This window comes from Paraburkholderia sp. MM5477-R1 (assembly GCF_050436385.1).
Taxonomy (GTDB): domain Bacteria; phylum Pseudomonadota; class Gammaproteobacteria; order Burkholderiales; family Burkholderiaceae; genus Paraburkholderia; species Paraburkholderia tuberum.
The window spans coordinates 617,012-641,251 of record NZ_JBNDMC010000001.1; the positions used below are offsets into that span (position 1 = coordinate 617,012).

At 60.1% G+C, this 24,240-nt stretch carries 24 protein-coding genes and 3 pseudogenes; 11 read left to right on the top strand and 16 right to left on the bottom strand.

Annotated elements, in window-relative coordinates:
- Positions 1-1,227 precede the first annotated feature (1,227 nt).
- The 6 genes and pseudogenes from phaP to OKW35_RS03065 all read left to right on the top strand — a co-directional run bounded on the left by phaP (position 1,228) and on the right by OKW35_RS03065 (position 4,927).
- On the top strand, positions 1,228-1,803 hold the full coding sequence (gene phaP / locus OKW35_RS03040; RefSeq protein WP_429551235.1) for a TIGR01841 family phasin: 576 nt from the start codon (positions 1,228-1,230) through the stop codon (positions 1,801-1,803).
- 701 nt (positions 1,804-2,504) lie between these two features.
- The gene (locus OKW35_RS03045; RefSeq protein WP_090812527.1) at positions 2,505-2,774 is read left to right on the top strand and encodes a hypothetical protein; all 270 of its coding nucleotides are present in this window, start codon (positions 2,505-2,507) and stop codon (positions 2,772-2,774) included.
- Positions 2,775-3,111: 337 nt separating this feature from the next.
- A complete protein-coding gene (locus OKW35_RS03050; RefSeq protein ID WP_429551213.1) occupies positions 3,112-3,384 on the top strand; it encodes a DUF1488 family protein in 273 nt (90 codons plus the stop codon).
- A 171-nt stretch (positions 3,385-3,555) separates the two neighbouring features.
- Entirely contained in the window at positions 3,556-3,804 is a 249-nt protein-coding gene (locus tag OKW35_RS03055; protein ID WP_090812529.1) for a hypothetical protein, read from the top strand.
- Positions 3,805-4,169: 365 nt separating this feature from the next.
- On the top strand, positions 4,170-4,370 hold the full coding sequence (locus OKW35_RS03060) for a hypothetical protein (protein ID WP_090812531.1): 201 nt from the start codon (positions 4,170-4,172) through the stop codon (positions 4,368-4,370).
- A gap of 47 nt (positions 4,371-4,417) precedes the next feature.
- Positions 4,418-4,927: pseudogene (locus OKW35_RS03065) on the top strand (IS6 family transposase).
- 1,052 nt (positions 4,928-5,979) lie between these two features.
- On the opposite strand, the gene OKW35_RS03070 reads toward OKW35_RS03065, so the two are convergent.
- From OKW35_RS03070 to OKW35_RS03085, 4 genes are all read right to left on the bottom strand, one after another.
- Positions 5,980-6,429, bottom strand: a complete 450-nt coding sequence (locus OKW35_RS03070) for a hypothetical protein (protein ID WP_090812532.1) — start codon at positions 6,427-6,429, stop codon at positions 5,980-5,982.
- Positions 6,430-6,455: 26 nt separating this feature from the next.
- Positions 6,456-6,776, bottom strand: coding sequence for a hypothetical protein (locus tag OKW35_RS03075; RefSeq protein WP_176078963.1), 321 nt, complete (start codon positions 6,774-6,776; stop codon positions 6,456-6,458).
- A 574-nt stretch (positions 6,777-7,350) separates the two neighbouring features.
- Positions 7,351-7,590: a hypothetical protein gene (locus OKW35_RS03080; protein WP_090812650.1), complete on the bottom strand. Its 240-nt coding sequence runs from the start codon at positions 7,588-7,590 to the stop codon at positions 7,351-7,353.
- A gap of 56 nt (positions 7,591-7,646) precedes the next feature.
- Positions 7,647-8,921, bottom strand: a complete 1,275-nt coding sequence (locus OKW35_RS03085; protein ID WP_429551236.1) for a polyhydroxyalkanoate depolymerase — start codon at positions 8,919-8,921, stop codon at positions 7,647-7,649.
- A gap of 420 nt (positions 8,922-9,341) precedes the next feature.
- On the opposite strand from OKW35_RS03085, the gene OKW35_RS03090 reads away from it, so the two are divergent.
- Entirely contained in the window at positions 9,342-10,001 is a 660-nt protein-coding gene (locus OKW35_RS03090) for a TetR/AcrR family transcriptional regulator (protein ID WP_090812534.1), read from the top strand.
- Between the two features lie 670 nt (positions 10,002-10,671).
- On the opposite strand, the gene OKW35_RS03095 is transcribed toward OKW35_RS03090, so the two are convergent.
- Positions 10,672-10,848 carry a KUP/HAK/KT family potassium transporter gene (locus OKW35_RS03095; protein WP_425199409.1) on the bottom strand — a complete coding sequence of 59 codons (177 nt, stop codon included), beginning with the start codon at positions 10,846-10,848 and terminating at the stop codon, positions 10,672-10,674.
- 29 nt (positions 10,849-10,877) lie between these two features.
- On the opposite strand from OKW35_RS03095, the gene OKW35_RS03100 reads away from it, so the two are divergent.
- Both OKW35_RS03100 and OKW35_RS03105 read left to right on the top strand, forming a co-directional pair.
- Positions 10,878-11,162, top strand: coding sequence for a hypothetical protein (locus tag OKW35_RS03100; RefSeq protein ID WP_143037355.1), 285 nt, complete (start codon positions 10,878-10,880; stop codon positions 11,160-11,162).
- 11 nt (positions 11,163-11,173) lie between these two features.
- Positions 11,174-11,353, top strand: a complete 180-nt coding sequence (locus tag OKW35_RS03105) for a DUF2934 domain-containing protein (RefSeq protein WP_429332147.1) — start codon at positions 11,174-11,176, stop codon at positions 11,351-11,353.
- Positions 11,354-11,484: 131 nt separating this feature from the next.
- On the opposite strand, the pseudogene OKW35_RS03110 reads toward OKW35_RS03105, so the two are convergent.
- Positions 11,485-11,565: pseudogene (locus OKW35_RS03110) on the bottom strand (IS6 family transposase); the annotation flags it as partial.
- A 68-nt stretch (positions 11,566-11,633) separates the two neighbouring features.
- Positions 11,634-12,314 carry a hypothetical protein gene (locus tag OKW35_RS03115; RefSeq protein WP_143037356.1) on the bottom strand — a complete coding sequence of 227 codons (681 nt, stop codon included), beginning with the start codon at positions 12,312-12,314 and terminating at the stop codon, positions 11,634-11,636.
- A 649-nt stretch (positions 12,315-12,963) separates the two neighbouring features.
- On the opposite strand from OKW35_RS03115, the gene OKW35_RS03120 reads away from it, so the two are divergent.
- Both OKW35_RS03120 and OKW35_RS03125 read left to right on the top strand, forming a co-directional pair.
- Positions 12,964-13,170, top strand: coding sequence for a type II toxin-antitoxin system VapB family antitoxin (locus tag OKW35_RS03120; protein WP_018420240.1), 207 nt, complete (start codon positions 12,964-12,966; stop codon positions 13,168-13,170).
- The gene (locus OKW35_RS03125; protein ID WP_090812537.1) at positions 13,167-13,547 is read left to right on the top strand and encodes a type II toxin-antitoxin system VapC family toxin; all 381 of its coding nucleotides are present in this window, start codon (positions 13,167-13,169) and stop codon (positions 13,545-13,547) included. Before OKW35_RS03120 ends, OKW35_RS03125 begins: the two co-directional genes overlap by 4 nt.
- A gap of 506 nt (positions 13,548-14,053) precedes the next feature.
- Here OKW35_RS03125 and OKW35_RS03130 read toward each other — a convergent pair.
- From OKW35_RS03130 to glyA, 9 genes and pseudogenes are all read right to left on the bottom strand, one after another.
- Entirely contained in the window at positions 14,054-15,433 is a 1,380-nt protein-coding gene (locus OKW35_RS03130; protein WP_429551214.1) for an MFS transporter, read from the bottom strand.
- A gap of 77 nt (positions 15,434-15,510) precedes the next feature.
- The gene (gene purU / locus OKW35_RS03135) at positions 15,511-16,398 is read right to left on the bottom strand and encodes a formyltetrahydrofolate deformylase (RefSeq protein ID WP_429551215.1); all 888 of its coding nucleotides are present in this window, start codon (positions 16,396-16,398) and stop codon (positions 15,511-15,513) included.
- A gap of 23 nt (positions 16,399-16,421) precedes the next feature.
- Positions 16,422-16,862 (bottom strand): dihydroneopterin aldolase, encoded by a 441-nt coding sequence (locus OKW35_RS03140; RefSeq protein WP_429551216.1) that lies wholly within the window; start codon positions 16,860-16,862, stop codon positions 16,422-16,424.
- 43 nt (positions 16,863-16,905) lie between these two features.
- A complete protein-coding gene (locus OKW35_RS03145) occupies positions 16,906-17,493 on the bottom strand; it encodes a sarcosine oxidase subunit gamma (protein ID WP_429551217.1) in 588 nt (195 codons plus the stop codon).
- The gene (locus OKW35_RS03150) at positions 17,483-20,479 is read right to left on the bottom strand and encodes a sarcosine oxidase subunit alpha family protein (RefSeq protein ID WP_429551218.1); all 2,997 of its coding nucleotides are present in this window, start codon (positions 20,477-20,479) and stop codon (positions 17,483-17,485) included. The genes OKW35_RS03145 and OKW35_RS03150 overlap by 11 nt, the downstream gene beginning before the upstream one ends.
- Positions 20,476-20,757 (bottom strand): sarcosine oxidase subunit delta, encoded by a 282-nt coding sequence (locus tag OKW35_RS03155; protein WP_187637129.1) that lies wholly within the window; start codon positions 20,755-20,757, stop codon positions 20,476-20,478. The genes OKW35_RS03150 and OKW35_RS03155 overlap by 4 nt, the downstream gene beginning before the upstream one ends.
- A gap of 14 nt (positions 20,758-20,771) precedes the next feature.
- Complete coding sequence (locus tag OKW35_RS03160; RefSeq protein ID WP_429550833.1) at positions 20,772-22,016, bottom strand: sarcosine oxidase subunit beta family protein; 1,245 nt, start codon at positions 22,014-22,016, stop codon at positions 20,772-20,774.
- 11 nt (positions 22,017-22,027) lie between these two features.
- Positions 22,028-23,404 carry an L-serine ammonia-lyase gene (locus OKW35_RS03165; protein WP_429550834.1) on the bottom strand — a complete coding sequence of 459 codons (1,377 nt, stop codon included), beginning with the start codon at positions 23,402-23,404 and terminating at the stop codon, positions 22,028-22,030.
- Positions 23,405-23,414: 10 nt separating this feature from the next.
- A pseudogene (gene glyA, locus OKW35_RS03170) lies at positions 23,415-24,240 on the bottom strand (serine hydroxymethyltransferase); the annotation flags it as partial.

The following is a 24,240-nucleotide window of genomic DNA, read 5'->3' on the forward strand; positions in this document are numbered from 1 at the left end:
AGGCGGCGTTCGTGCAGACGGGACGCCGAGCAGGAAGGGAGCAGCAAGAGGCATCCAGACCGACGGGAGGACTGCCTGACTTGCTGCGCGCGAGTATGCTCGCTAGACGACGTGAGTCTGCCCGGTGCAGAGCCAGTGAATATCCAGATTAAGAGCAGCGGCGAGACGCGTACAGGCGTTCAGCGGAGGCACTGTGATGCCGCTGCGCCAATACTGCACATCGTCTTCACTCACGCCTAACCTCTTCGCTGCGTGGGCTGAGCTGATTCGGGCCCGTTTGAATGCCCTGTCAAGCCGTGCGGCCAACGCGCGCCTGAGGCGGTCGTCCTCGACGCTACGCTCGAGGTGGCCAATATTTTGTAGATGCCGATTCATCGCTCAGGTCTCTCAGCTTTATTCTTTTATAGATTTCAGCGCCGGTTTGTCCGCGGCGTCGAGTGACGTTACTGGTTCGTCATGACAACCTCGTGACTCAATGTGGCGCACCTACATCACCTTGTCAGTACTCCGAAATGCTGTCCCGTCTGGTAGCACAATGATTTACCGGAACAAACATCGGCGTCAAGCGAAAAACAGTTCCTGGAAAATCCGAACGCAACATCAAGCGGTGAGCCGGACTTTTCCGCTTACGAAACGTGGCGAACCGCCCTCACGATGGCAATCACCCGTCCGTTGAAGCTCGATGCCAGCACTGTCCCCCCCTTGCCCAAACAGGGCGCCGTTAAGGCGATGGGGCCGATGACGCTTTCACGCCGGGTGCGGACGCTGCGGTCTCGCCCTCTAGCTTCCTCGATGCCTCCACCATTGAAGCATGAAGCCGTGCACCAGCCTTCTGGCGAACCGGGTAGGTACCGCGTCGCGACCAGCAACTGAACGCGCGAGCGGAAACAACTCCGCACAACGTCGGAACGAGCATGACTGTACAAATTTTCTGCGGCGCTGCACAAGTCATCGTAAACACCAATATGTGGGAAGTCTGTACCGTTTGACTGCTGGGGTTTCTACTTAAATTCATCTTCGCCAATGCCAGTAAGGCTTTCGGCGTCGACCTCCTAGGTCGCGCCTGATGCGTGCCGAAAGGTCATTGACATTCGCCCGAGCCGCTCTAGAATGATTTTGCTGCATCGCATCAATTGCTCGACGTTGTGGCTTTTGGTGGCTGATAGCTCGCGATTCCGTGCATCGGAACCTTGGGACGCTGGTCCCGCATCCTCTATGGAGTTAATGATGAGCAGTATTCCCCCGGAACAAATCGTCGCTGCGCAGAAAGCTGGTGTTGACACAACATTTGGCATCCTGACCAAATCATTTGACGCCATCGAAAAGCTGGTCGGGTTGAACGTGCAAGCGGTCAAATCAGGCCTCGCCGAAAATCAGGAAATCCTGGTCAAGGCGTGTTCGGCCGGAGCGCCGCAGGAGTTTTTTGCTCAACAGGCAGGCCAGGCTCAACCCGCCATAGAAAAAGCACAGTCATACTGGCGCCACGTTTACGAAATTATCTCCAGCACTCAAGCCGAATTCGCCGCCGTCGCCGAAGCAAAAATCAAGCAGTTCCAGCACGATGCACAGGCATTTGTCGACAGCATCGCGAAGAACGCGCCGGCAGGAAGCGAAAACGCCGTGGCTGCGTGGAAGACCTTCATCACCACGGCAAGCGAGACGGCGAACACGACGTATGAAGCTGCGAGGAAGGCCGCAAAGCAGGCGGTAGAGACTGCGGAGAGCAATATCAGCGCGGCGGCGTCGACCACGGCAAAGCGGACTCGACAGCTTGCAGCACCGGTCGAAACCAGTGAGAAGTAATAGCGTTTTGTCGTAGCTCACTACTGTCAAATCGTTCAGGCGAGCACCCCGCCCGCCTTGTTTGCGGGGTGGCCGCCTGTGGCGGTGCGAGGCGCCCGGTGCGCCTCGCACGCGGTCGCGGAACTCGTCTCCTGCGCCAGAAATTTTCAAGCGCCGTTGCGCAGGTCGCCTGCCGTAGCTTCGTTTGATTTTGTCCGGCATCCATCACGCGAAGTGACCACTTTCTTCGAGGCCGCAGGCACATCGAGGTGAGTGCCACGGGGCAACGCCGAGCCGACGGTAACGAAACTGAAGGAGGAGCGGATGAACACGGCAGAAAGGTCCCTGCGTTCGCTGGTTGAAAAATGGCTGACGCCAACTGCGGCGACGCCGGTTCGGGTAATCCGATTCAGTCGCACAGGCGCCAGCCGCAGGCGTTACGCACGTGTCGAGGTACAGCGACCGGAAGGTTCGGTTGCGCTTTTTTTCTTCCGGCACGATGACGGCACATGGCACGTCTTCCCCGCCCGAGACCCGCGCGGCAGGCGTATGTGCTGGCGCTAGCGCCGTGTGATTGGGTCATCGCAGCAGTCTGTTTGCTGTATTGCTTGATTTCAAAATCCCGACCTATTTTTCGTATTTTTCATATCAGTAAAGTTGGGCGCGACCGTTTTTTCGGACACACGCGGGAAAGTAAAAGCAGGTAAATCAGAGCGCACGCAATGACCTTCACTGACAGAAACCCGACGGGCGTGAGTCCCTACACATTCCGTAATATCGACCCCGCGACTGACCATCTCGAGCAGGTGCTGGGTGCGGAAGGAGCGGAGTCTCTATTCACCAGAACTTACTGGCGCAGGCGCGTGCTTCAGGCACTTGCGACGCAGGGACTTTCACCGAACCAGCAACAACGACTGCAGAGACTGCTGGAAAGCATCGATGCATTCCCGCCTGAAATATCCGTCTCCAGTCCGGAACAGGCGATGAGTTAGGCAAACCCGCGGAGGGCTCGCACATTTAGGCGGAACTCGCCTCATCGATAGCCACTTCGGAGTTTCTATTGCACCACGCCATCGAAGTCGCGAGTTGGTTGCAGATGCAACTACAAGGGAAAAAAGTCTCGGGCTATCGTTCGGGACAGGCGCCGCTGCGAACCATCCCGACTGCACTGCGCCCGGTTACTCTATGGGCTGCGGTGACGCTTCCGCTTAACGATAGGGCTCGACAGCGGTCAACCCCGGGGGCCATCTGATTTATTATTGACCGGGTAAGCCAGCGGGTGCTTTCGGCGGCAACCCTGCGTTCGGTCAATAAGGAATCTATGCAACTATGGACGACACCTTCACCGCGGAAACGTGCGTTTCTTCAGACGGAAAAGTCGTTGCTTTCGTTGCATCTTTTCGCAACCAGTCGGTGCAATGCTCAATCACCCGCGACGCGCTCGAACGGCATTTCTGGTTACCGGCCGGTGCTAACGAGGCGCGCACATTGAAAGCATTTGCTGACGGACACCAGCGCATAACGGCAGCCGTCGAAAGAAGAATGCTCAAGAAGACCGGCGCCCCGATAGTATTGTCGGCAGCAGACTTTGCGGACCGATGACGCGGCTCCAGCGGCGACCATCTATGACGTCTCGCACCGATTAAATCGGACGCATCTTTTAGAGTCGGCACATTGCGTGCTTCCAATGCAGGCAGCCTCAGGGAAGCAACGCCAAACGCCAACCGAAGCGTCCGGACGGTGGTCGCGCCCAGTCCCCAGGAAACAACGACGATGAAAGAGAAAAAGGTCTCGGCGGAGGCACACGCCCTCGAGCGCGTGGTGACCGCCGCGCGAGAAGTACAAGCCGCGTCACTACGGCTGGAAGCGCACTACGCAGGAGACCCACATGAGCAACCATCGACCTTGGCATTGGCCAGATTCGCGGCGGCCATGCAGGAACTGAAGGACGCGCGGGAAGCCTTCGATGCGCTGCTCGAGAAAACAGACCTGACCTCACCCAGACGGCAATCTCACGAGTGAGCTTTGTGAGGCGGCAGTCGCTAGACATTAGCTTTTTCCCGCACTCGCCCTGATGGAATGCCGCAGCCGCATTACCATCGACTGTTCACACCCATTAAGCTGGAGTTCCTGATGGCCCTTCCACCCTCTGTGCAAGACGGGTTTCTTCAGATGTTGTCCAGAGACAAGATGGCTCGCCTGTGCCCATTCGGACACGATGCCGCTGTCGAGAGGGCGCGGAAATTATTGTGGTCCGGCCTGGGCGTTTCCGAGCAACAGAAATCCAATTCATTGACGGTCGGGATTGCCCGCGAACGTAACATTCCGAACATAACGAAGCGCTGCGACGTTTTAGACTGACACATCGCATATACCCGAGGCACGGCATGGAGTCCAAGCCAATCCATCACAAAGAACACGTCATCGTGCCTCTCCCCTCGATGTCGGTGCCAGGGTATGCGGCAAGCGCGTTTGTCACCAGCCCGACCGGAAAGCGCAGCGCATTCGGCATACTCGCCTATTTTGCCTCGGAGAAGGCCGCGCTCAAATTCGCCATCGCGTACGCCAAGGCGGTTCTGTTGCAGTAAGGCGGTCCGCTATGATGGGCGGAACGACACGGACGACTGAAAGCTCGATGAAGACGATGAATCCGGCGATGGCCCGAGTGCTCAAACGCCTGCACTATCCGCTCGACGTGATGCTGACTTGCGTGCGCTGGTACGTGGCTTATCCGCTGAGCCTACGGCACCTTGAAGACATGACGGCTGAGCGCGGCGTTTCGGTCGATCATTCGACTGTGCACCGCTGGGCCATCAAGGTGTTGCCGGTGCTGGAGAAAGCGTTTCGCCGCCGCAAGCGCCCCGTGGGTAAGAGCTGGCGGATGGACGAAACGTACAGTACGCGTCAAGGGGGACTGGCGGTATCTTTACCGGGCCGTCGACAAGGACGGCAACACCTGGTCGAGCAGGATCATCGGGCGATCAAGCGACGAACGCGGCCCATGCTGGGGTTCAAGACCTTTCGCTGTGCCCGGATCCTTCTGGCCGGCATTGAGATTATGCACATGATCGCCAAAGGACAGATGAAATGTGCTCGCGGAGCCCATCCGTCCGCCGCTGACCAATTCTACGAGCTCGCAACATAAGCAGTACTTCGCATATCGATTCCGCTCGCTCTTTGAACCTTACCGCGACAAAGCCCTTTATCCCCGGTCCCCTGTGGCATCGGTGCTCTCCGTTCCCGCTCCCGGGACGACGCCGTCAACTAAAGTTGTAATGCCATGTGCGATTCCAACCAAAGTTGCAACGCAATGGCCGGCCCGGGCGCCCAAAGCGGTCATGGCACGGAAGCCGAGTGACCTGCTCAGGCGCATACGCAGGAAAAAGCGCACACGTGGTAGCAAGACACGCGGGGCGTTACAACTTTAGTTGAAATTTAGCTACAAGATTAGTTGCGTGAACGATGGGGACGAGTGAAAAAAAGCATCGCGAAACCAGGCTATTTGGATAATTTACTTCTCACAACAGCCGTATCTCGTTGCAAAACTTAGCCGATGCAATTCTTGCCGGTTAGCGTGGCCGCGGCCTCGTCGGCAGTGTTGAGTCATTCCTGCGCGGGGCTGCGGCATTTGACTGCCATGTAATTGGTAATCCATATTACTTGCACGTTGCGATTACGCGAGTGTTGGCTTTAGCTCGATGACAGGCCGTACGTCCCTGCCACTTTCGCGGCATTCCTCGAATTTTCGACAAGCGAAGCAGTCACCGGCTTCTGCGTCAGCGGCCCGGTTGCGCGCGGCCGAGACGGCGCTGTCAGGTTGAGAAGGCGCTCGGGTAAGATGTCTGGATGAAGAAAGCAAAATCCCTGTATCACACGCATGAAAGGATTCCGCATCGCAGCGCACGCAGGCGTTGCGGTCGGACCGTTCCGTCAGCACTTCGCATTACCCAGACACCGGATGAACGCATCGTGCCATCGAAACGAACTTGAGGCGCGACTCACCGCCTGGCAGCGGCGGACAATTGTCGAAGCCGCCAACCGTGACCATTAATGATGGATGCCATACGTTATCTGCAGAACTCATGCGGCCCACGTCAAGTCGACCACGCCGGAAGGCCCATTGATTGCACTACGGCGACGCAAACACTCATGTAACAACGCCATCCCACTGCATGCATGACGGCATCGCTGGGCGCGTCACGGTCCGCTGCAGAAAATGGCCGTTAGCAAGAGGGGGACAACTTGATGAATGACAGCGCCGCTGCCGGTCTGGCGCGCGTGCGCTTCTACTGACTCGGTGGGGCCGATTACTACCACCCCATAGGCTGAGTCCGGGACGGGCCGGCCATCTCCGCGTTTGAACAGTGCATCGTCGTGTTCATACCCGAGGACGGCGTAGACGGGAAAGCCAAATGCCGTCAACTTGCTGCCGTGCGCCGGTCGAAATGCATTGACCGAGTTTGCTTCGACGCGCATCGGATTCGGATCGATATACTGGCTCTTTAGCAGCGGGGCGATGAACGCGTGTGCGTTCGATCGACAGTCGAGTTGCGGATCGAGCGCGTAGGCGTAGGACGAGCCCGAAGCGAGCCCCGCGGCGATAGCAGTAAGCACCGTTACCCAGGTGTAGATTGCGGAAACCTTCATCAGTCGCTCCACTCAATCGAGCTTGCTCACGATCCGGAACCAGCATGTCCTGCACCCGCTCCGGTTTCATGGCCAGCGCTCATATGCGCATTCCAGGTCAGCGTGAGGGCCTCCCTGGTGGCGCTCCGGCACCATGTCTTCATGGATGACGAAGACTCGGCGCACAGGCCTCCCCGACACCGAGACCAATCGGATTCCTCACCATTCTTCAATGCCGACTCCAACGCATGAACAAAACGCTGAAACGCATCCAGGGTTCCATGGACGCTTCGGTAGTCGGTGCAACCGATCCTGCCATCAAGTACGACCAGCATTCCGGCATTCCCCGCCAGTTCCAGGATGTTCATTCCGTTCTCCTCAGATCGCTCGACTATCGACCCGTCGCTCACGCCGCAAGCCGGTAAGCACGCATCGCGGACCTCCCAGCATCCAGCAAGACCGGGTTCCTCAAACAGAAATCGGTCCGACCTGATGCCGGCATTGCCTTGCCAGCAGGATCCGGCCCACGATCTCTACTAGTCTCGATGAACTCCTGGGAACATAGGAAAGTGCCCAGCCGGGAACGGGACGATAGACATGCAGTTCCACGCGTGATAAGCGCAGTGCGCTTCGAATACCTGCTCATTGGACAGGTCCCAGGTTCGTCGTACTGCCAGGACCCTCACAACGGCCACCGCCCCCCACTGCTCCAACACCGCCCGCACGCCGTTTCATCGCAGTCCCCTCCGAGGCAGGATCTCCTTGGCGCTCGCCATCCGCAAATATGGCGAGCACCAGGCAGCATTTAAGGCCGGGCGATTCCAGACGTCCGTAACGCGAAACCGCGGCTTGTACTAAAAATGCGAGCCCGGCCGTGTTATCACACGGCCGACCAGGCCGCCCAGACTTCCCAAGCTGACTTGCCAGGTCTGTCTATCCAGTTCATGGGTAGGCATGCATCACTGGCCGTCTGGACGCGGGCGGGAACACGCGCCACGATCCGTCATCGTGCCGGAAGAAGAAAATGGCCAGCGAGCCGGTCGTTCGCAACGACTCCACGCGCACGCAGCGTCTATGGCTCGAGTTTGCACGACCGTATCGGGTCAGGCGGACCGGCATGGCCGGCGTGGGCGCCAGCCATTTGTCGATCAACCATCGCAAGGACTTCTGATCGGTGTTCATCTGCTGCTCCTTCAACCCCATGGCCGTTGATCGGGCGCGCCCCTTGCCGTGCGCCGTCAGGCCGCCACGTCCTCGAGGACACCGGTGTGCAAGTCGGCCGCCGATTCGTTGCTGACGTGCGATTCGTGCTGATAGATCAGGTCACGAAGTTGCTGATAGATCGCAGTGCGCCAGGCATGGCCCGAGAAAATCCCGTAGTGGCCGCAGCCGCGGGCCGTCACCCGGTGTTTGAGCAACGCGTCGAGTCCCGTGCACAGATCGTGAGCCGCGTGGGTCTGGCCCCGCCCGCAGATGTCGTCCCGCTCACCTTCGACGGTGATCAGTGCAGTGGCCTTGATGGCGCCCGGGCGGACGTGTTCGCCGCGCACCTGCCAGGTGCCGCGCGCCAGGCAGAACTCCTGAAAGACCACCCGAACCGTTTCCAGATAGTATTCGGCCGCCATGTCGAGCACGGCGTTGTACTCGTCGTAGAAGCGGCGATGCGCGTCGGCGGCTTCGCTGTTGCCGGCTGCCACGTCGCAGTAGTAGCGCACGTGCGAATCCAGGTGGCGCTCGGGATTCATCGCCACGAAGGCCGCGTGCTGCAGGAAGCCGGGATACACCTGGCGGCCGGCACCGGGATAGTTACCCGGCACGGTCTCGATCAGTTCGTGTGCGAACCAGTCGAGCGGTTTGCTGACGGCGAATTCGTTGACGGTCGTCGGGCCGCGACGCGCGTCGATCGGGCCGCCGATCAGCGTCATGCTTCTGGGCGTCGTCTCGCCATGGGCAGCCATCAGCGAAATAGCGGCGAGCACCGGCACGGTCGACTGGCAGACCGATACAACATGAACGTCCGGTCCCACGAAACGCAGAAATTCGCGCAGATACGCGACGTAGTCGTCCAGGTGAAAGGCGCCCTCGGCGAGCGGAACCGTGCGGGCATCGCGCCAGTCGGTGATGTAGACGTCGAAATCCTGCAGCATCGCCGCCACGGTGTCACGCAGCAGCGTCGCGTGATGGCCCGACAGGGGCGCGACGACCAGCGCGACGGGATGCCTGTGGGGCGTGGCGCGCTCGAAATGCAGCAGCCGGCAGAACGGCTGGTCCAGCACGACAGTTTCAGTCACCGCGACCTGCTGACCCTCGACGACGGCGTCGGTCAGGCCGAATTCCGGTTTCGGGTAGCGCTTGCAGAGCCGCGCCAACAGCTCGCAGCCGGCCACGAGCTGACTGGTGGGCAGCGCGGAAGCGGCGTTGCCGGAACCTGCAAGGAAGCTGGCGGTGGCCTGCAGCCAGGGAAGGAACGGCGCCCAGATCGCAGTTTGCAACTCGCGCAGGGGGTAGGACATCAACACGTCAGCTTCTCCTTGACTACGGCAGCCGCCTCGACGCATTCAGCAACCTGAGCTGCTGAAATAGGTCTTATGACCAAATACTAGTGGTCGTTAGACCAATAATCAAGACCAGTAACGAGGGGAGAAATACCAATAAGTACGAGGATTTAGCGACTGCTCGGTGGGTCAAGCCCAAGCAATTGGTCGTTAAGCCGGTGTTGGGCAGTATGTTAACTGTGCTTAATTGGTTTATTGACCTACCATACATAGGTCGAATGACAGGAAGGGACGGCTGCTTCCGCTTTGCGGCGGCCCGGCGACACTGACTGACGGATCCCCTCTTGAGCCAGGCGCGAGCCGAGTCAGGCGCACCATTTCGGCGGCCGGAAGGAACTGTCCTGCGGAGATAACCCGTCACTGAGGAGTTGGGCGCAGATGAAAGAAATGACGATCACATCGGCGGAAATGCTAGGCTCGAGCGCGCCAGGCGAGCCCCGGCGGCGAGGCAACAGAACAACGCGCGTGCCGGAGATCCTCGAGGTCGCGATCAGCGTTTTCGCTACCGAAGGTAACGCAGGGTTCACACAACGCCGTGTGGCGAGCGATGCGGGTATTCGCCTGAGCACCTTGCAGCACTATTTCGGTACCCGGGAAGACCTGTTGCGAGCCACGTTGAGAGCGATGGCCAACCGCTACCTTGAGCTTTATCGAACGCTCGCCAGGGATAAGCTTCGATCGCCGGAAGCCCGCCTCGATGCGATCGTCGACGAGGCGTTTGCTGCACTGACGCGGCCTGGCACCAGCACGAGCGCCTTCGCCCTCGAATCGTGGAGTTTGGCCGAGCATGAGGAGTTTGCGCGCGATTTGACGGCGGAAATCACGGGAGAATTCCAGGAAATCTTTACGAGTCTTGTTGCGAAAATAAACCCGGCGCTGACGTCTGGGGAATGCGCGCTCCGAGGTGCTTTGCTCGTCTCGCACTTGCAGGGCCTGGTCGTTTTTATCCGTCGAGCTGGAGATAACGCGCCTGATCTGGGCGCATTTCAGACCGCCGCAAAAGTCGTTTGGAAAGCGCTGAGTAAAGCGCCTCAATAAGCGCGTTCAAATTCGACCACCTGATACGAGCGGGTCGCCGCGGGCGTCCCTGCCTCGTCGTCTCAACGCGGCAAACCCTTGTGGGCGGCGACAATGACTACGTCCGGTCGTGTTGCCTCATGAAGGAATGTTACCCGGACGGATTGTTGTCGTTTCGCTTTCTTTCTTCTCTTCTTTCGTGGTTTGCCGGGCGCGGAGCGCCCGGCCCCCGGCGACTTTCGACGTCTCCGCAACTACACTTCGGCTGGCGCATCAGCGGACTTTCGCAGGCCGCCCAGAATCAGTTCTTTTACGCGCTCTGCTCGCCATGCCTTGCCCCGGCGCTGCAGCGTTCGTAGTTGTGCCTGACTTGCGTACGCCTGCGGAAACATCTCGGCCAACCGATCCATCAATACGTTGGCCGGCATAGAGGGCGGATTCAACCGTCCTTCGATTAGCGGCCACGTCGGCGAACGGATCCACCCGACTTCTCCACCAGTGCTTTGCCTTAGGTTGCTTTCGGTGCGTTGGACGTGCCTCACCTTCCTTCCATGCCGAAGAGAGGCTGGCGAGGAAGACGGCAACGTCTGATTCGCCAGCCGGCGCTGCTTCAGCACGCACGCCGTGGGCTGCGAAGTCGTTCAATGTGGTACAGCGAATTGACATTTTTATTGTCTCAACGTTGACGGCTTTAACGCGTTCTACGCATGACGATTTGCTCAGTCGGCGCGCCGACATCGAGCACGCCTTGCCGCAGCGCATAGATCGGGCTGGTGCCGATGTCGCCGAGCACCACGCCGAGTGCGCCGAGGATTAAGAGGGGCGTTCCGGCGCGGTGTTCGTTGCGCTCAGGCCCAGGCGCTCCGATGACCTACGTGTTCGCGCATGAATGGGGGCTTGGGTGAGCCTCAGATACGAAGGCGTGCTGCAAAAATTGTTCCGCGCGATGCGCGGCCCGACGCCATCGGAGATCGTTCGTTGGATCATGGCTTTTCACCTTCTGTCGGCAAGGGCAAGGGCAGTGGAGGAAAAATTCGTACCGCGCGCGAAGACGGACGACCTGTGCCGGCGGTCGGCCCCAGCAAGGAACAGCGCTTGCTGCACTCCATGTTGCCGCCGCGCAATCCGTTTCAAACGGCAAGTTCCGCAAACCCGGAGCAGGTCTTTTTTCTGGTCTCGTGAGGAGCATGAACATGGAATACATGTCGGTGGAAGAACGCATCAGGACCAGGGCTTACCGTTTGTGGGAAAAGGCGACCGAGCCCAAGGGGACACCTGAGGAATACTGGGAACAGGCGCGTGCCGAGATCGACGATGAAGACGCGCATGCCGACGCTTCGGGTGTGCCCACGGAGCCACCCGGAACGCTGTGACGGATCTCCCGCGATCCGCCGCCCGCGCGGTCCACTGCCTGGGGGCGCGCCGTCGGGCCTGCCCGGCATTCGAAAGGGTTTTGTCGCAGTGAGGAATGCGGGGTGAACGAGCTCGATATGCACAGTACTGCTTATATTGCGAGGTCGTAAAATTGATCGGCGGTGGACAGATGGGTTCCGCGAGCACACTTCATCTGTCCGTTGGCGATCATGCAAGCTTCCGCTGTCGCATAAGACACCTCCCTTGCTTGTGCCAACCATGCCGTCGTTGGCTTCGAAATCAGCCCGCCCCGTTCAGATCCAGCGACAACTGCTTTTTCGCATTTGCGCCTGGCGCTTCACCAGATGCATTCCGTTGTAGCGATGCGGCTTTTAGCACATCAAGATGAAAACCGCCCCCGCGCCGACGCTGACAATGCCATCGAACTCCTGCGCGGGATAATAGCCGCCTGCGGGGACATCGCTGCGCCCCACCGCTTCCTGAAGCGCCTCGCTCAAGCGACGTCCGCCAGTATCGACTGGCGACAGTCCGACGCAGAACACCGGCACGCATACTGCGCCCCACGGAGGTATCGAAACCTGCCGCCTTGAAGGCTTCAAGCCCCTTTCTGTAACCCGCACCCATGATCGAATGTGCAGTGGCGAACTGCTCCATCAACTTACGGCTCCTGCCGTCGCCCAGTTTCGCCAGCAGCATGGCGGTCTGCTCGTGGACGGAACGCTCCTGCTGCTCGAAAGCCGCCCATCCGCTCGTGAGTTTCGCGGGGTTCTTCCCGCGCAGCAGAATGTCCTTCCACTCCTGAACCTGCATCTTGAATGTCACCAGTATGCTGGTGACTACCCGTTCGTTGGCGACGTTATCGCGGACAACGGTGTGGTATGCCGTAATCGACTGATCCTGCGAATGAAGTCCGTACATCGCACCGGCGATCATCGGAAATAGCGAGGCTGCGAACGCCACGGGAAGCTTGATCGTCAGTTTCGTTGATATGGTCGGGTCAGCTACAGAACGGTAGGTGAGCGCGTCATCTTCATGTCCTCAGCGCGGGCTTGACCCACGCGGCTTGACGGTGCAACGACGCACATGCCCGGTTTACGGCCAACCGGTATACGAAATGAATCCATCCCTAATTGTTGAACGCACCTCAGCAGTCCTGGCCGCAAATTACCGGAACGATCACGGGTTTTACGCTTCCGTTATGGGTTTCTGAAAGCGCTGTTGCGAAAGTTGGTAAAAAGCGAGGGACGCATCGAACATAATTTTCGAGGAAGGTCGGTTACCTGAGCGAAGCCGACGTTCGAATGTCCACTTGACAGGGGCGCGCAAACGGCCGTGGATGGCCGGCTAGCGCCAGCTACAGCCATGAATCACGGTCCGAGGCGCCAACGTTCGAGAGGCATAGCGCCGTCCTTCTTCGCTGCTCTGTCGCCCCATGCTGGGAGAGGCTCACGGCAATAGGTATAACGGGGTGCCATGGCGGAATAGTCCTCCGACGCAGCCCAGTCCCCTCGACACTCCGTGCGGCCTGCTTCATCCTTCGCCCAGGAAGAAGCGTTAAATATTTGATGCTATAATTGATGCGATTCAGCATCAACCGGGAGTCATCAAAATGCGAACCACTGTTACGATCGACGACAACCTTTACGAGCGCGCTCTTGAGCTCGCCGACCCTGACATGGATAAGGCCGACCTGTTTCGGGTGGCGATGCAGACGTTTGTTCGCGTTCAGGCTGGTAAGCGTCTGGCGTCCCTGGGTGGCACCGAGCCCGGTATGCCCGACATCCCGCGGCGCCGCTCGGAGCCTGCGGCTCAATGAGCGTCCTCATCGATACATCTGTGTGGGTTGATCATTTCCGTCGCGCGAATATGAGACTTGCCCAGCTGATCACCAGCGATCAGGCGCTCACACATCCAGTCGTGCTTGTTGAACTCGCCTGCGGCACTCCGCCTGCACCCCGCGCACGTACGCTCCACGACATCGGGCTGCTGCAACATGCGACGCACGCGACATGGACCGAGGTGATGGAGTTGATCGAGGCAAGACAAATTTATGGTCGAGGCTGCGGCAGCAGCGATCTTACGCTGCTTGCGTCAACTTTGATGACTCCCGGTGCGTCACTTTGGACCTTGGACAAACGACTCGCCCAGTTCGCCGGTGAACTCGGCATCGCGCACATGCATGACATGCACTAGGCACGGCATCCACCAGGCACGTCATTCGGCACTTTCCAGGATCAGCGCTATCGTTGTGCAACAACCTGCGGTCTTACAGCTCACCCACCTAAGCAGATCCTCACGACGCTTTTCCGGTCTGCAAGTGGATTTTATATACCGCACGCTACTTAGTTATACTAATGAAATTTTGCCAATTTCTTTTATGTCAAATTGAATGGATCGGTGGCGTCCTGTCCAACACCACATATGGCACTACGCTCTCCTGTCTGCTTCATGGCAAGGTTTATGGGGCCGCCAGTACACCGAGGCGATTGAGACGATATCGTCGGCCCGCAACTGCCCCCGTGGCCGGCAGCGTCAGATGCAAACGCACGTCGCTAGCGTCTTCAACACATCATTCATGAGCGATTTTTTTCGGAATTCTACTGCCCAACTCCTCCTGCGACGCAACCGGCCGACTCGCTTCGATCCGCTCAGGCAGAGCCAATCGAAGCAAGCGGGGCCTGACTTCAGTCCGATGGCATTCAGTCGGCGAGCGGCCCGCGCGATGTCTCCCGACTCGCGAGCATGGCTATCAAAGCGACGCCTGCCGCGCCGACCATATACCACGCCGGAGCCAACTTGCTGCCGGTCGCATGGATCAACCAGGTCGCGACGAACGGTGCCGTGCCGCCGAATAACGCGTTTGCTGCGTTGAAGCTGAACGCGAAACCGCTGTAACGCACGCGCGTCGGAAAGATCTCTGACAGGAAACACGGTAGCGTGCCGTCGTTCATCGTCAGCAGCGCGCCAAACGCGATCTGGATCAGCACGATCGTCATGAAGCTGGCACCGACGAGTCCCTTGAAAAGCGGTACCGTCAACAGGGCGAACAGGACCGAAGCACCGATCAGCATCGTCTTGCGACCGACGCGGTCCGACAGCGCCCCCATAATGAAGATGAAGCCGATGTAGGCGGCAAGAGAGATGGTGGCCGCAATAAAGGATTGCGTTTCCCCCATCCCCATCTCGGTCGACAGGTAGGTGGGCATGTAGCTCAGCACCAGATAGAACGCCACCGCGTTCAGGCACGTGACCCCAAACGCGATCAACATCTTACCGCGATGTACAGTCAGCAATTCCGTGACCGGCGCGCGCGCAACGTGGTGCGACGCTTCGAGTGCCTTGAACTTCGGCGTATCTTCCAGGCGCACCCGGATGTAGCGTCCGATCAGTCCGAACGGTGCTGCGAGCAGAAATGGCAGGCGCCAGCCGAAAGACTGGAGCTGCTCAGTCGTGAGCACAGCGTGCAGAACCGCCACGAATATCGATCCGAACAGGAGGCCCGCCGCCGTGCTCGCCGGCACGATGCTGGTATAGACGCCCCGCTTGCCCTCTGGCGCATATTCGGCGAGGAATGCTGATGCCCCTGCATACTCACCGGAAGCTGAGAACCCCTGGATAACTCGAACCAGCAGCAAAAGGATCGGTGCCATGACGCCAACCTGTGCATAGGTTGGCAGGAACGCGATCACGAAGGTCGAAGCCGACATGATCAGGATCGAGAGCGACAGCGCTGTCCGGCGCCCGATCTTGTCGCCGAAATGCCCCCAGACGATGCCTCCGATGGGTCGGACGATAAACGAGATCGCAAATACGGCGTAAGCGGCAAGCAGCCCCGTCGCAGCGTCAGTCTTGGGGAAAAAGACAACCGCAATGATGGTCGCGAGATAGCCATAGGACGCGTAATCGAACCACTCGACAAAATTGCCGATGAAGCTGGCCATCGCAGCGCGCTTGAGCAGACGCCGATCTGGCACAGGGGCGGCCTGACGATTGGCCGAAGCAAACGGCGGCGGCACGCCGACCTGTGAGATGACGCCAGTTGCCGCCTGCCGCCCTGAAACCGCTTTCCTGTTACTCATTTGTTGTCTCCAAACATGAATCGTGAGATTGCTGCGTTTTCGGCTGCGGCTCTTGAGTCCGCTTCACCGGCGTGTTCCTACTGAAGTACGACGGTTCGGTTACCGTTGATAAAGATTCGATGCTCGATAGAAAGCTTGACGGCGCGCGCCAGCGCGAGACACTCCATATCACGTCCGGTCGCGAGCAGCCGGTCGGGGTCGTACGCGTGAGTGACGCGTTCCACGACCTGTTCGATGATCGGCCCTTCGTCGAGATCATTGGTCACGAAATGCGCCGTTGCGCCGATCAGCTTCACCCCGCGCGCATGCGCCTGGTGATAAGGCTTCGCGCCCTTGAATCCGGGCAGGAACGAGTGATGAATGTTGATTGCGCGCCCCGCGAGGGACGCGCTCAGCCCGGCGGACAGCACCTGCATGTAACGTGCGAGGACGACAAGTTCAGCACCGGTCCGCTCTACCAGGGCCAATACTTGCGCTTCCTGTTGCGGCTTGGTCTCGGCCGTCAGCGGCAGATGGTGGAACGCGATGCCGTTCGCAGCCGCAACAGGTTCGAGATCCGGATGGTTCGAGGCCACGCCGATGATGTCCATCTTCAGTTCGTCCATGCGCCAGCGGAACAGCAGGTCGGCAAGGCAATGGTCGAGCTTCGACACCATGATCAGCACCTTGGGTCTCACTGACATGTCGTGGATCGTCCACGCCATGTCGAACCGGTTAGCGACATTCGCAAACTCTTCGCGCAACGACGCAACGTCCAGCTGCTGCGTCGATGCGGAGTGAAAAATGCACCGCACGAAGAAACGGGCAGTGAACTCATCGTCGAACACATCGAATTCGTCGATATAGCATTCGCGCTCATCGAGAAATCGCACCAGCGCAGCGACCTGCCCCGGTGCGCTCGGACAGGTGACGGTCAGCGCGAACTGTGGCGCCCGATCCGTGCGCTTCGTAGTGGTTTCAGTCATGGCGACTCCGTATGTGGCCTGTGTCAGGCGTGCGTGGCTTCGGCAACGTGTGCGGCACCATGGTGGGCGTGCCGGCGCAGATAGTCATGACGACTCCAGCGCAGCCGCACGCCCACCTGCGCCGCCGAACGCACCGCGTGCGGCTTGTAGAGCGTGAGCATGGCGTCTTCGAGCATCGCGAAGCGGTCGAACGCCAACACCAGCAGATCGGCGGCGAGTTGCTCGACCAGGTCCGTGTGTGTCTGCGCATCGAGGTAGGCGCACAGCATCCGGCAGAACGCGTCGTAATCAAGGCATTCGCTGATCTCCTCCGGGAGCGCCTGACTTCGACAATGCAGTACCGCATCAATCACCACCGGCTGGGCTACGCGTTCATGATTGTGGATCCCGATTCGCGTCTGTGCCCGCAACTGGTCGATCACGATCTCCCATTCGACGGTCAGTCCTGCATCCGGATGTTTCATCGAACAATCTCCTCTGTATGCCGTGGGACAACCGCCGCGCCTGTTATGCAAGATACGGCTGCGCCGCATCGAGCAGCATCAGGCAGCAGTATTCGGCAAAGCTGCGCCGCACGATGATCTGGAACCGGTCATCCCCGTCACGGCACAGCGTGATGCCTGCCTTGAAGAAGTGCGAACTGGCGCATTGCCCGTCTGCGAACACGCGTCGATGCAGGTCGAGCGGGCAGCCGCCTGCCAGCACCTCTCGCACATGGCTCCCCGAAATGTCGACTACGGTGTAACCGCTACTGACGTCGACGACCGCGTAGTGTTGTCCGTCAAGCGCTTCGCGCAAGGCGCGTTCGAGTTCAACGGCCATATCCTGGGTAGACTGGATCAGCCACTCGTCCGGCCCCATCCACCACACTGCGCGTTCACCCGCCGTTACGCGACCACCGGATTGCTTCGGCAATGGGACGCCCAGCACGCGCTGCACGGCCACATCAAACGCGATACCGTTGCCGCGTAATGTGAGAAGCGTGACGAACGGCCGCTCGGTGAACCGAAAGCGTCGTGATATGCCGCCGGATGCAGCGGCAATCCGCGCTTCAATACCGACGAGCGGCGACTCCTGAACCAGATCATTCAACATGCTGACGTACCCCTTCCGGATCGTAAAAAACAGGACTGCACACCTCCGCCTCGACACAGCGTGTGGCGGACATCGACACAAATACGCGTTGCCCCATCCTCTCGAGGCCGCCTTTGACGACCGCCAGTGCAATCGACCGCTTCAGGATCGGACTCATATAGCTCGACGTTACATGGCCGAGCATTGGCGTGATGCCCTGTGTCGCAGGTGTGGTTACGATCTGCGCGCCTTCGGTCAGCGTGACGCGGGGGTCCACCGGTTTCAGTCCAACGAGCTGCTTGCGTCCCGCACTCTGTGTATCCGAGCGCGACAGCGAGCGCTTGCCGAGGCAGTCCTTCTTCGCGACCATGCCACCCATGCCAAGGTCGAACGGTGTGATCGACCCATCGGTATCCTGACCGACGATGATGTAGCCCTTCTCCGCACGCAGCACGTGCATCGTTTCCGTGCCATAGGGTGTGATTTCAAACTCACGCCCAGCGCTCATCAACGCTTCCCATACGCCGCGCCCAAAGTTCGCCGGCACGTTGACTTCGTACGCCAGCTCGCCCGAGAAGCTGATTCGCATGACACGTGAAGCCACGCCGGATACCGTCCCGTTGCGATACGTCATGAACGGGAATGCCGCGTTCGCGAAGTCGATGTCTTTACACACCTTCTGCAACACCTTGCGGCTGTTCGGCCCGACCACCGCGAAGGTCGCCCAGTGATCTGTCACGGAGCTCAGGTGCACGTTCAGATTCGGCCATTCCGTCTGCAGCCAGCGCTCCATCCAGTTCAGCACGCGCGCGGCGCCACCCGTGGTCGTGGTCATCATGTAGTGCTGTTCGCCGAGGCGCACCGTCACACCATCATCGAAGACCATGCCGTTCTCGTCGAGCATCAGTCCATAGCGGCATTTGCCGACTTCCAGCTTGCTCCAGGGGTTCGTGTACAGCCAGTTGAGCAGCGTCGCTGCATCCGGGCCCTGAATGTCGATCTTGCCGAGCGTCGACGCATCCAGAATGCCTACGCTGTTGCGTACCGCGAGACACTCGCGCGCCACCGCCGCGTGCAGATCCTCGCCGTTTTTCGGGTAGTACCACGGGCGCTTCCAGTTGCCGACGTCTTCGAACGCCGCGCCATGCGCCTCGTGCCACGGATGGATGCAGGTCTTGCGGACCGGATCGAGAAAGTCACCGAGTTCACGCCCGGCGATCGTGCCGAACGTCACCGGTGTGTAGTTCGGCCGGAACGTCGTTGTGCCGGTCTCGGGAATCGTCTTGCCCAGTGCCTGGGCGAGGATCGCCATCCCGTTGATGTTGCCAAGCTTGCCCTGATCAGTGCCGAAACCCATCGCCGTGTAGCGCTTGACGTGCTCGACGGAGTGATAGCCCTCGCGTGCAGCGAGCAGAATGTCAGACGCCGACACGTCGTTCTGGAAATCAACGAACCGCTTGGGACCGCGCGATGCTTTATCCAAGTTCGCAACCAGCCAGAGCGGGAACAGCGGTTGTTCATTCGAGACCTTCGCCTGCCACTGCTGCACGGCAGGATCTGGTAAGCCCGCGAACCGGGCAGCCCGTCGACCAGCCTTGACGCCATCATCGAGCGTCTCCGGCAGCTGGAACGCACCGCGAGCGGCACCGATGCTGCATTCTTCCTGGACCCCCGCGCCCGGAATGAAGCAAGCCTTGTCGTCGTTCCAGAGTGCCTTGCCGCCCGACTGCGCAAAGAGGTGCAACACGGGATTCCAGCCACCCGACATGCCCACCAGGTCACAGCCGAGCGTCGCAATGCGCTGCCCCACGCGTCCCTGTGCATAGCGGGCAACAGTGACGTTGCGCACGCGTTCCTTGCCGCCTGCGTCGATCACAACGGCGTTGTTGACGATGGCGACCCCGCTGCGCGCTGCCTGTTGCGGCAGCGCACCCGCGCTAGCGCCGCGAGGATCGACAACCGTCACGTCTGCCCCGTGTATCTTGAGATCGAGTGCGGCGCGATACCCTTCGTCGTTGTTTGTGAATATCACCGCACGCCGACCTGGCAGAACGCCGTAACGGTTGAGGTACGTCGAGATCGCCGACGCCAGCATGATGCCGGGCAGGTCGTTGTTGCCAAAGACCAGCGGCCGCTCATGTGCGCCCGTTGCGAGAATCACCTTCTTCGCGCGGATCTTCCAGAGCCGTTCACGCGTGCCGCTTCGCGTTGAAACGGGTAAATGGTCGGTCAGACGTTGTGTGACTGTGACAAGGTTGTGATCCTGATAGCCAAACGCAGTGCTACGGCTCATGACTGTCACTTCCGGCATAGACGAAAGCTCGGCCTCGATCGCGCGCGCCCAGTCGCTGGCCGGCTTGCCGTCAATCTTTTCTGTGCCCGACAGCAGACTTCCGCCCAGTTCGGGCTGGTCGTCAACCAGAATGACCCGCGCGCCACTCGCGCCCGCCGTTCGTGCCGCAGCCAGTCCCGCTGGACCCGCGCCGACGATCAACACGTCACAATGCGCAAAGCGCTTGTCGTAGCGGCCCGGGTCGTTTACCTCCGGCGACTTGCCCAGACCCGCGGCGTGGCGAATGCGTTCCTCGTACTTCGGCCAGAAGCTGCGCGGCCACATGAAGGTCTTGTAATAGAAGCCGGCCGGCATGAATCGGGCGAACTTCTGGTTGATCGCCATGCGATCGTGTTCGAGGCTCGGCTCCGCGTTCACGCTTGTCGCGTCGAGCCCCTGATAGAGCTCGACCTCCGTCGCACGCGCGTTCGGGATCGTGTGGGCGCCGCGCTCGAGCTGCACCAGCGCATTCGGTTCCTCGACGCCCGCGGTCACGATGCCGCGCGGCCGGTGGTACTTGAAGCTGCGCGCAACGAAATGCACATCATTGGCAAGCAGCGCCGACGCCAGCGTGTCGCCCTGAAAGCCTTGGAACGTGCGGCCGTTAAACGTGAACGTCAGGGGAATCGCGCGATTGATGCGCCCGCCCGATGGCAAACGGTTCTGCTGGTTCATGCTGATTCTCCTTCTTCCGGAACGCCGATCTTGCTGACCGACCTGAACGCGTACGTCACCGTATCGCGCTCGGCGTTGAACCAGCGGCGGCATCCCTGCGCGTGGTTCCACTGTTCACGGTGCAGGCCACGCGTGTTCTTGCGCATGAACAGGTACTCGCCCCATTCCCTGTCAGTAAGCTTCTCGGTGTCGAGCGGACGCACGATCTCGGCTTCGCCGCCGTACGAGAATTCGGACTCGGCGCGCGGCCCGCACCAGGGGCATTGAATGAGCAACATGGATCTCTCCCTGGTTAGTGCGCGACCGCTGCCGCGCCGTGTTCGTCGATCAGATGGCCGGTGTAGAACCGGTCCAGAGAGAACGGCGCATTCAGCGGATGCGGTGTGTCGTTTGCAATGGTGTGAGCGAAGGCCCACCCGGAACCCGGTGTGGCCTTAAAGCCCCCCGTGCCCCAGCCGCAGTTGAAGTACAGTCCTTTCACGTCTGTCTTGCTGACGATCGGACACGCATCCGGCGACACATCGACGATCCCGCCCCACTGCCGGTTCATCCGCACGCGCGAGAACACCGGGAACATTTCGACAATCGCCTGGAGCGTGCCTTCGATGGTGTGGAAACTACCGCGCTGGCCATATCCGGTGTATTGGTCGACGCCCGCACCGATCACGAGGTCACCCTTGTCGGACTGACTGATGTAGGCGTGCACCGCATTCGACATAATCACCGTATTAACAATCGGTTTGATCGGTTCGGACACCAGTGCCTGCAGCGGATGGCTTTCAAGCGGCAGGCGGATCCCCGCCATCTCCGCGAGCACGCTGCTGTTACCTGCTGCGACCACCGCGACCTTCTTCGCCTTGATGAAGCCTTTGACGGTATCGACTCCGACCACTGCGCCGTTGGCCCGGCGAATGCCGGTCACGCCACAGTTCTGCAGAATGTCGACACCATGCTGGTCCGCACCGCGCGCATAGCCCCATGCGACCGCATCGTGCCGGGCTACACCGGCGCGGCGCTGGAATGAGGCGCCCAGCACCGGATAACGGCTGTGCAGGTTGATCACCGGCACGATCTCCTTGATCTGCTCGGGGGTGAGGAATTCAGCATCGACGCCGTTCAGCCGGTTTGCATTGACGCGACGTTCGGTGTCGCGCACATCCTGCAGCGTGTGGGCGAGATTGATCACGCCGCGCTGACTGAACATCACGTTGTAGTTGATGTCCTGCGAGAGCCCCTCCCACAACTGGAGAGCCTTTTCGTACAGCGCGGCCGACTCGTCCCACAGATAGTTCGAGCGCACGATTGTCGTATTGCGCGCCGTGTTGCCGCCGCCGATCCAGCCCTTTTCCAGCACCGCGATGTTACGCACGCCGAGTTCCTTCGCGAGGTAGTACGCGGTGGCAAGACCATGGCCGCCGCCGCCGACGATCACCACGTCGTATTCCTTCTTCGGCTCGGGGCTCTTCCATGCGCGCTCCCAGTTCTCGTGATACGACAACCCGTTGCGCAACAAACTGAATATCGAATACCGGCTCATCGTCTGTCTCCTCAACACTCAATCACGTTGACCGCAAGGCCCCCGCGTGAGGTTTCCTTGTACTTGGTCTTCATATCGGCGCCTGTCTCGCGCATCGTCTTGATGACCTTATCCAGCGATACGTAGTGTTTGCCATTGCCGCGCAGTGCCATGCGGGCGGCGTTCACAGCTTTCACTGCGCCCATCGCGTTACGCTCGATGCAGGGAATCTGCACCAGGCCGCCCACCGGATCGCAGGTCATGCCCAGGTTGTGTTCCATGCCAATTTCAGCGGCGTTTTCGACCTGTTCTGGTGATCCGCCGAGGACCGCGGCGAGCGCGGCGGCCGCCATCGAGCACGCGACGCCGACTTCGCCCTGGCAGCCGACCTCCGCGCCCGAGATCGACGCGTTTTCCTTGTAGAGCAACCCGATCGCAGAGGCCGTCAGCAGGAATTCAACAACGCCATCGTCGTTGGAACCGGACACAAACTTGACGTAGTACTGCAGGACAGCCGGAATGATCCCCGCCGCTCCATTGGTCGGCGCCGTGACGATCCGTCCGCCAGCGGCGTTTTCTTCATTCACCGCCATCGCGTACAGGTTGATCCAGTCAATCATCGATAGCGGATCGCGCAGGCTTTCTTCTGACTGCGCTTTCAACTGCCGAAACAGATCGGCCGCGCGTCGCTTCACCTTCATGGGTCCCGGCAAGGTGCCTTCCATCGAGCATCCGCGCGCGATCGCTGCAGACATCGCGTCCCTGATCTTCAGCAACCCTTGGCGCGCGGTTTCGGGCGTGCGCCAGGTTGCTTCGTTGGCGAGCATCAACCCTGCGATAGACAGGCCGCTCTCGCCGCACATGCGCAACAGTTCGACACCTGTCCTGAACGGATAAGGAACCCGTGTGGCACCTTCCTGGCCGTTGAGGCGCTCCCCTGCATCGTCAACAACAAAGCCGCCCCCAACCGAGTAATAGACTTGCTCGTCGACCACCTTGCCGCTTGCGTCGAAAGCGGTGAAGCGCATTCCATTAGCGTGGAACGGCAGCACCTCGCGGCGCAGGAACACCATCTGCGTCTTCTCGTCGAAGGCAATCTGCTGGACTCCAGCGACTTCGATCGACTTCGTTGAGCGAATATGAGCCAACCGGGTTTCCACGTAGTCGGGATCGATCGCATCGGGGAGATTCCCTTCGAGCCCAAGCAGCACAGCCTTGTCGGTGCCGTGTCCCTTGCCGGTGGCGCCGAGCGAGCCGTACAGGTCCGCCCGGATCGCGCTCACCTCACCAAGCTTTCCGGCGTCGCGCATGCGGGTCGCGAACCGGCAAGCCGCGATCATCGGCCCGACGGTATGAGAGCTCGAGGGCCCAATGCCGATCTTGAAGAGATCGAAGGTGCTGACGTTCATGGCTTTCTCATTAAAGTCCAGCGTATACCGGCAGGCGCGCACACAACTTCGCCACCTGTTCGCGCACGCGCTGCTCGACCTGGGCATCGCCGAGGTTGTCCAGCACGTCGCAGATGAGCGCGGCGGTCAGCACGGCATCAACCTCCCTGAATCCGCGTGTCGTGATGGCAGGTGTGCCGATGCGGATCCCGCTCGTCACGAACGGCGATTGCGGATCGTTCGGCACCGCATTCTTGTTTACCGTGATGTGCGCACGGCCCAGTGCCGCGTCCGCGTCCTTGCCGGTGATTCCTTTCGCGACCAGGTCGACAAGAAACAGGTGATCGTCCGTGCCGCCGGACACCACGTCATAGCCGCGCTCGACGAATACCGAAACCATCGCGCGCGCATTCGCCAGCGTCTGTTTCTGGTACTCGACAAAGTCGGAGCCGAGGGCTTCCCTGAACGCGACGGCCTTCGCCGCGATGACGTGCATCAGCGGCCCGCCCCTGGGTTCCGGGGAAAACCATCGAATTGAGCTTCTTTTCGATCTCGGCGTTGGCTCTGGCGAGAATAAGCCCGCCGCGCGGGCCGCGCAGCGTCTTGTGGGTAGTCGTCGTGACGATGTCCGCAAACGGCACAGGATTCGGATATAGTCCTGCCGCCACGAGTCCTGCCACGTGTGCCATGTCGACAAAGAGTAAGGCGCCGACGCGATCCGCGATCTTCCGGAAACGCGCGAAATCGAGAACACGCGAGTAGGCGGAGAAACCCGCCACGATCATTTTCGGCTGGTATTCGACCGCCAGGCGCTCGACTTCGTCGTAATCGATCAGGCCGGTTTCTGTATCGACGCC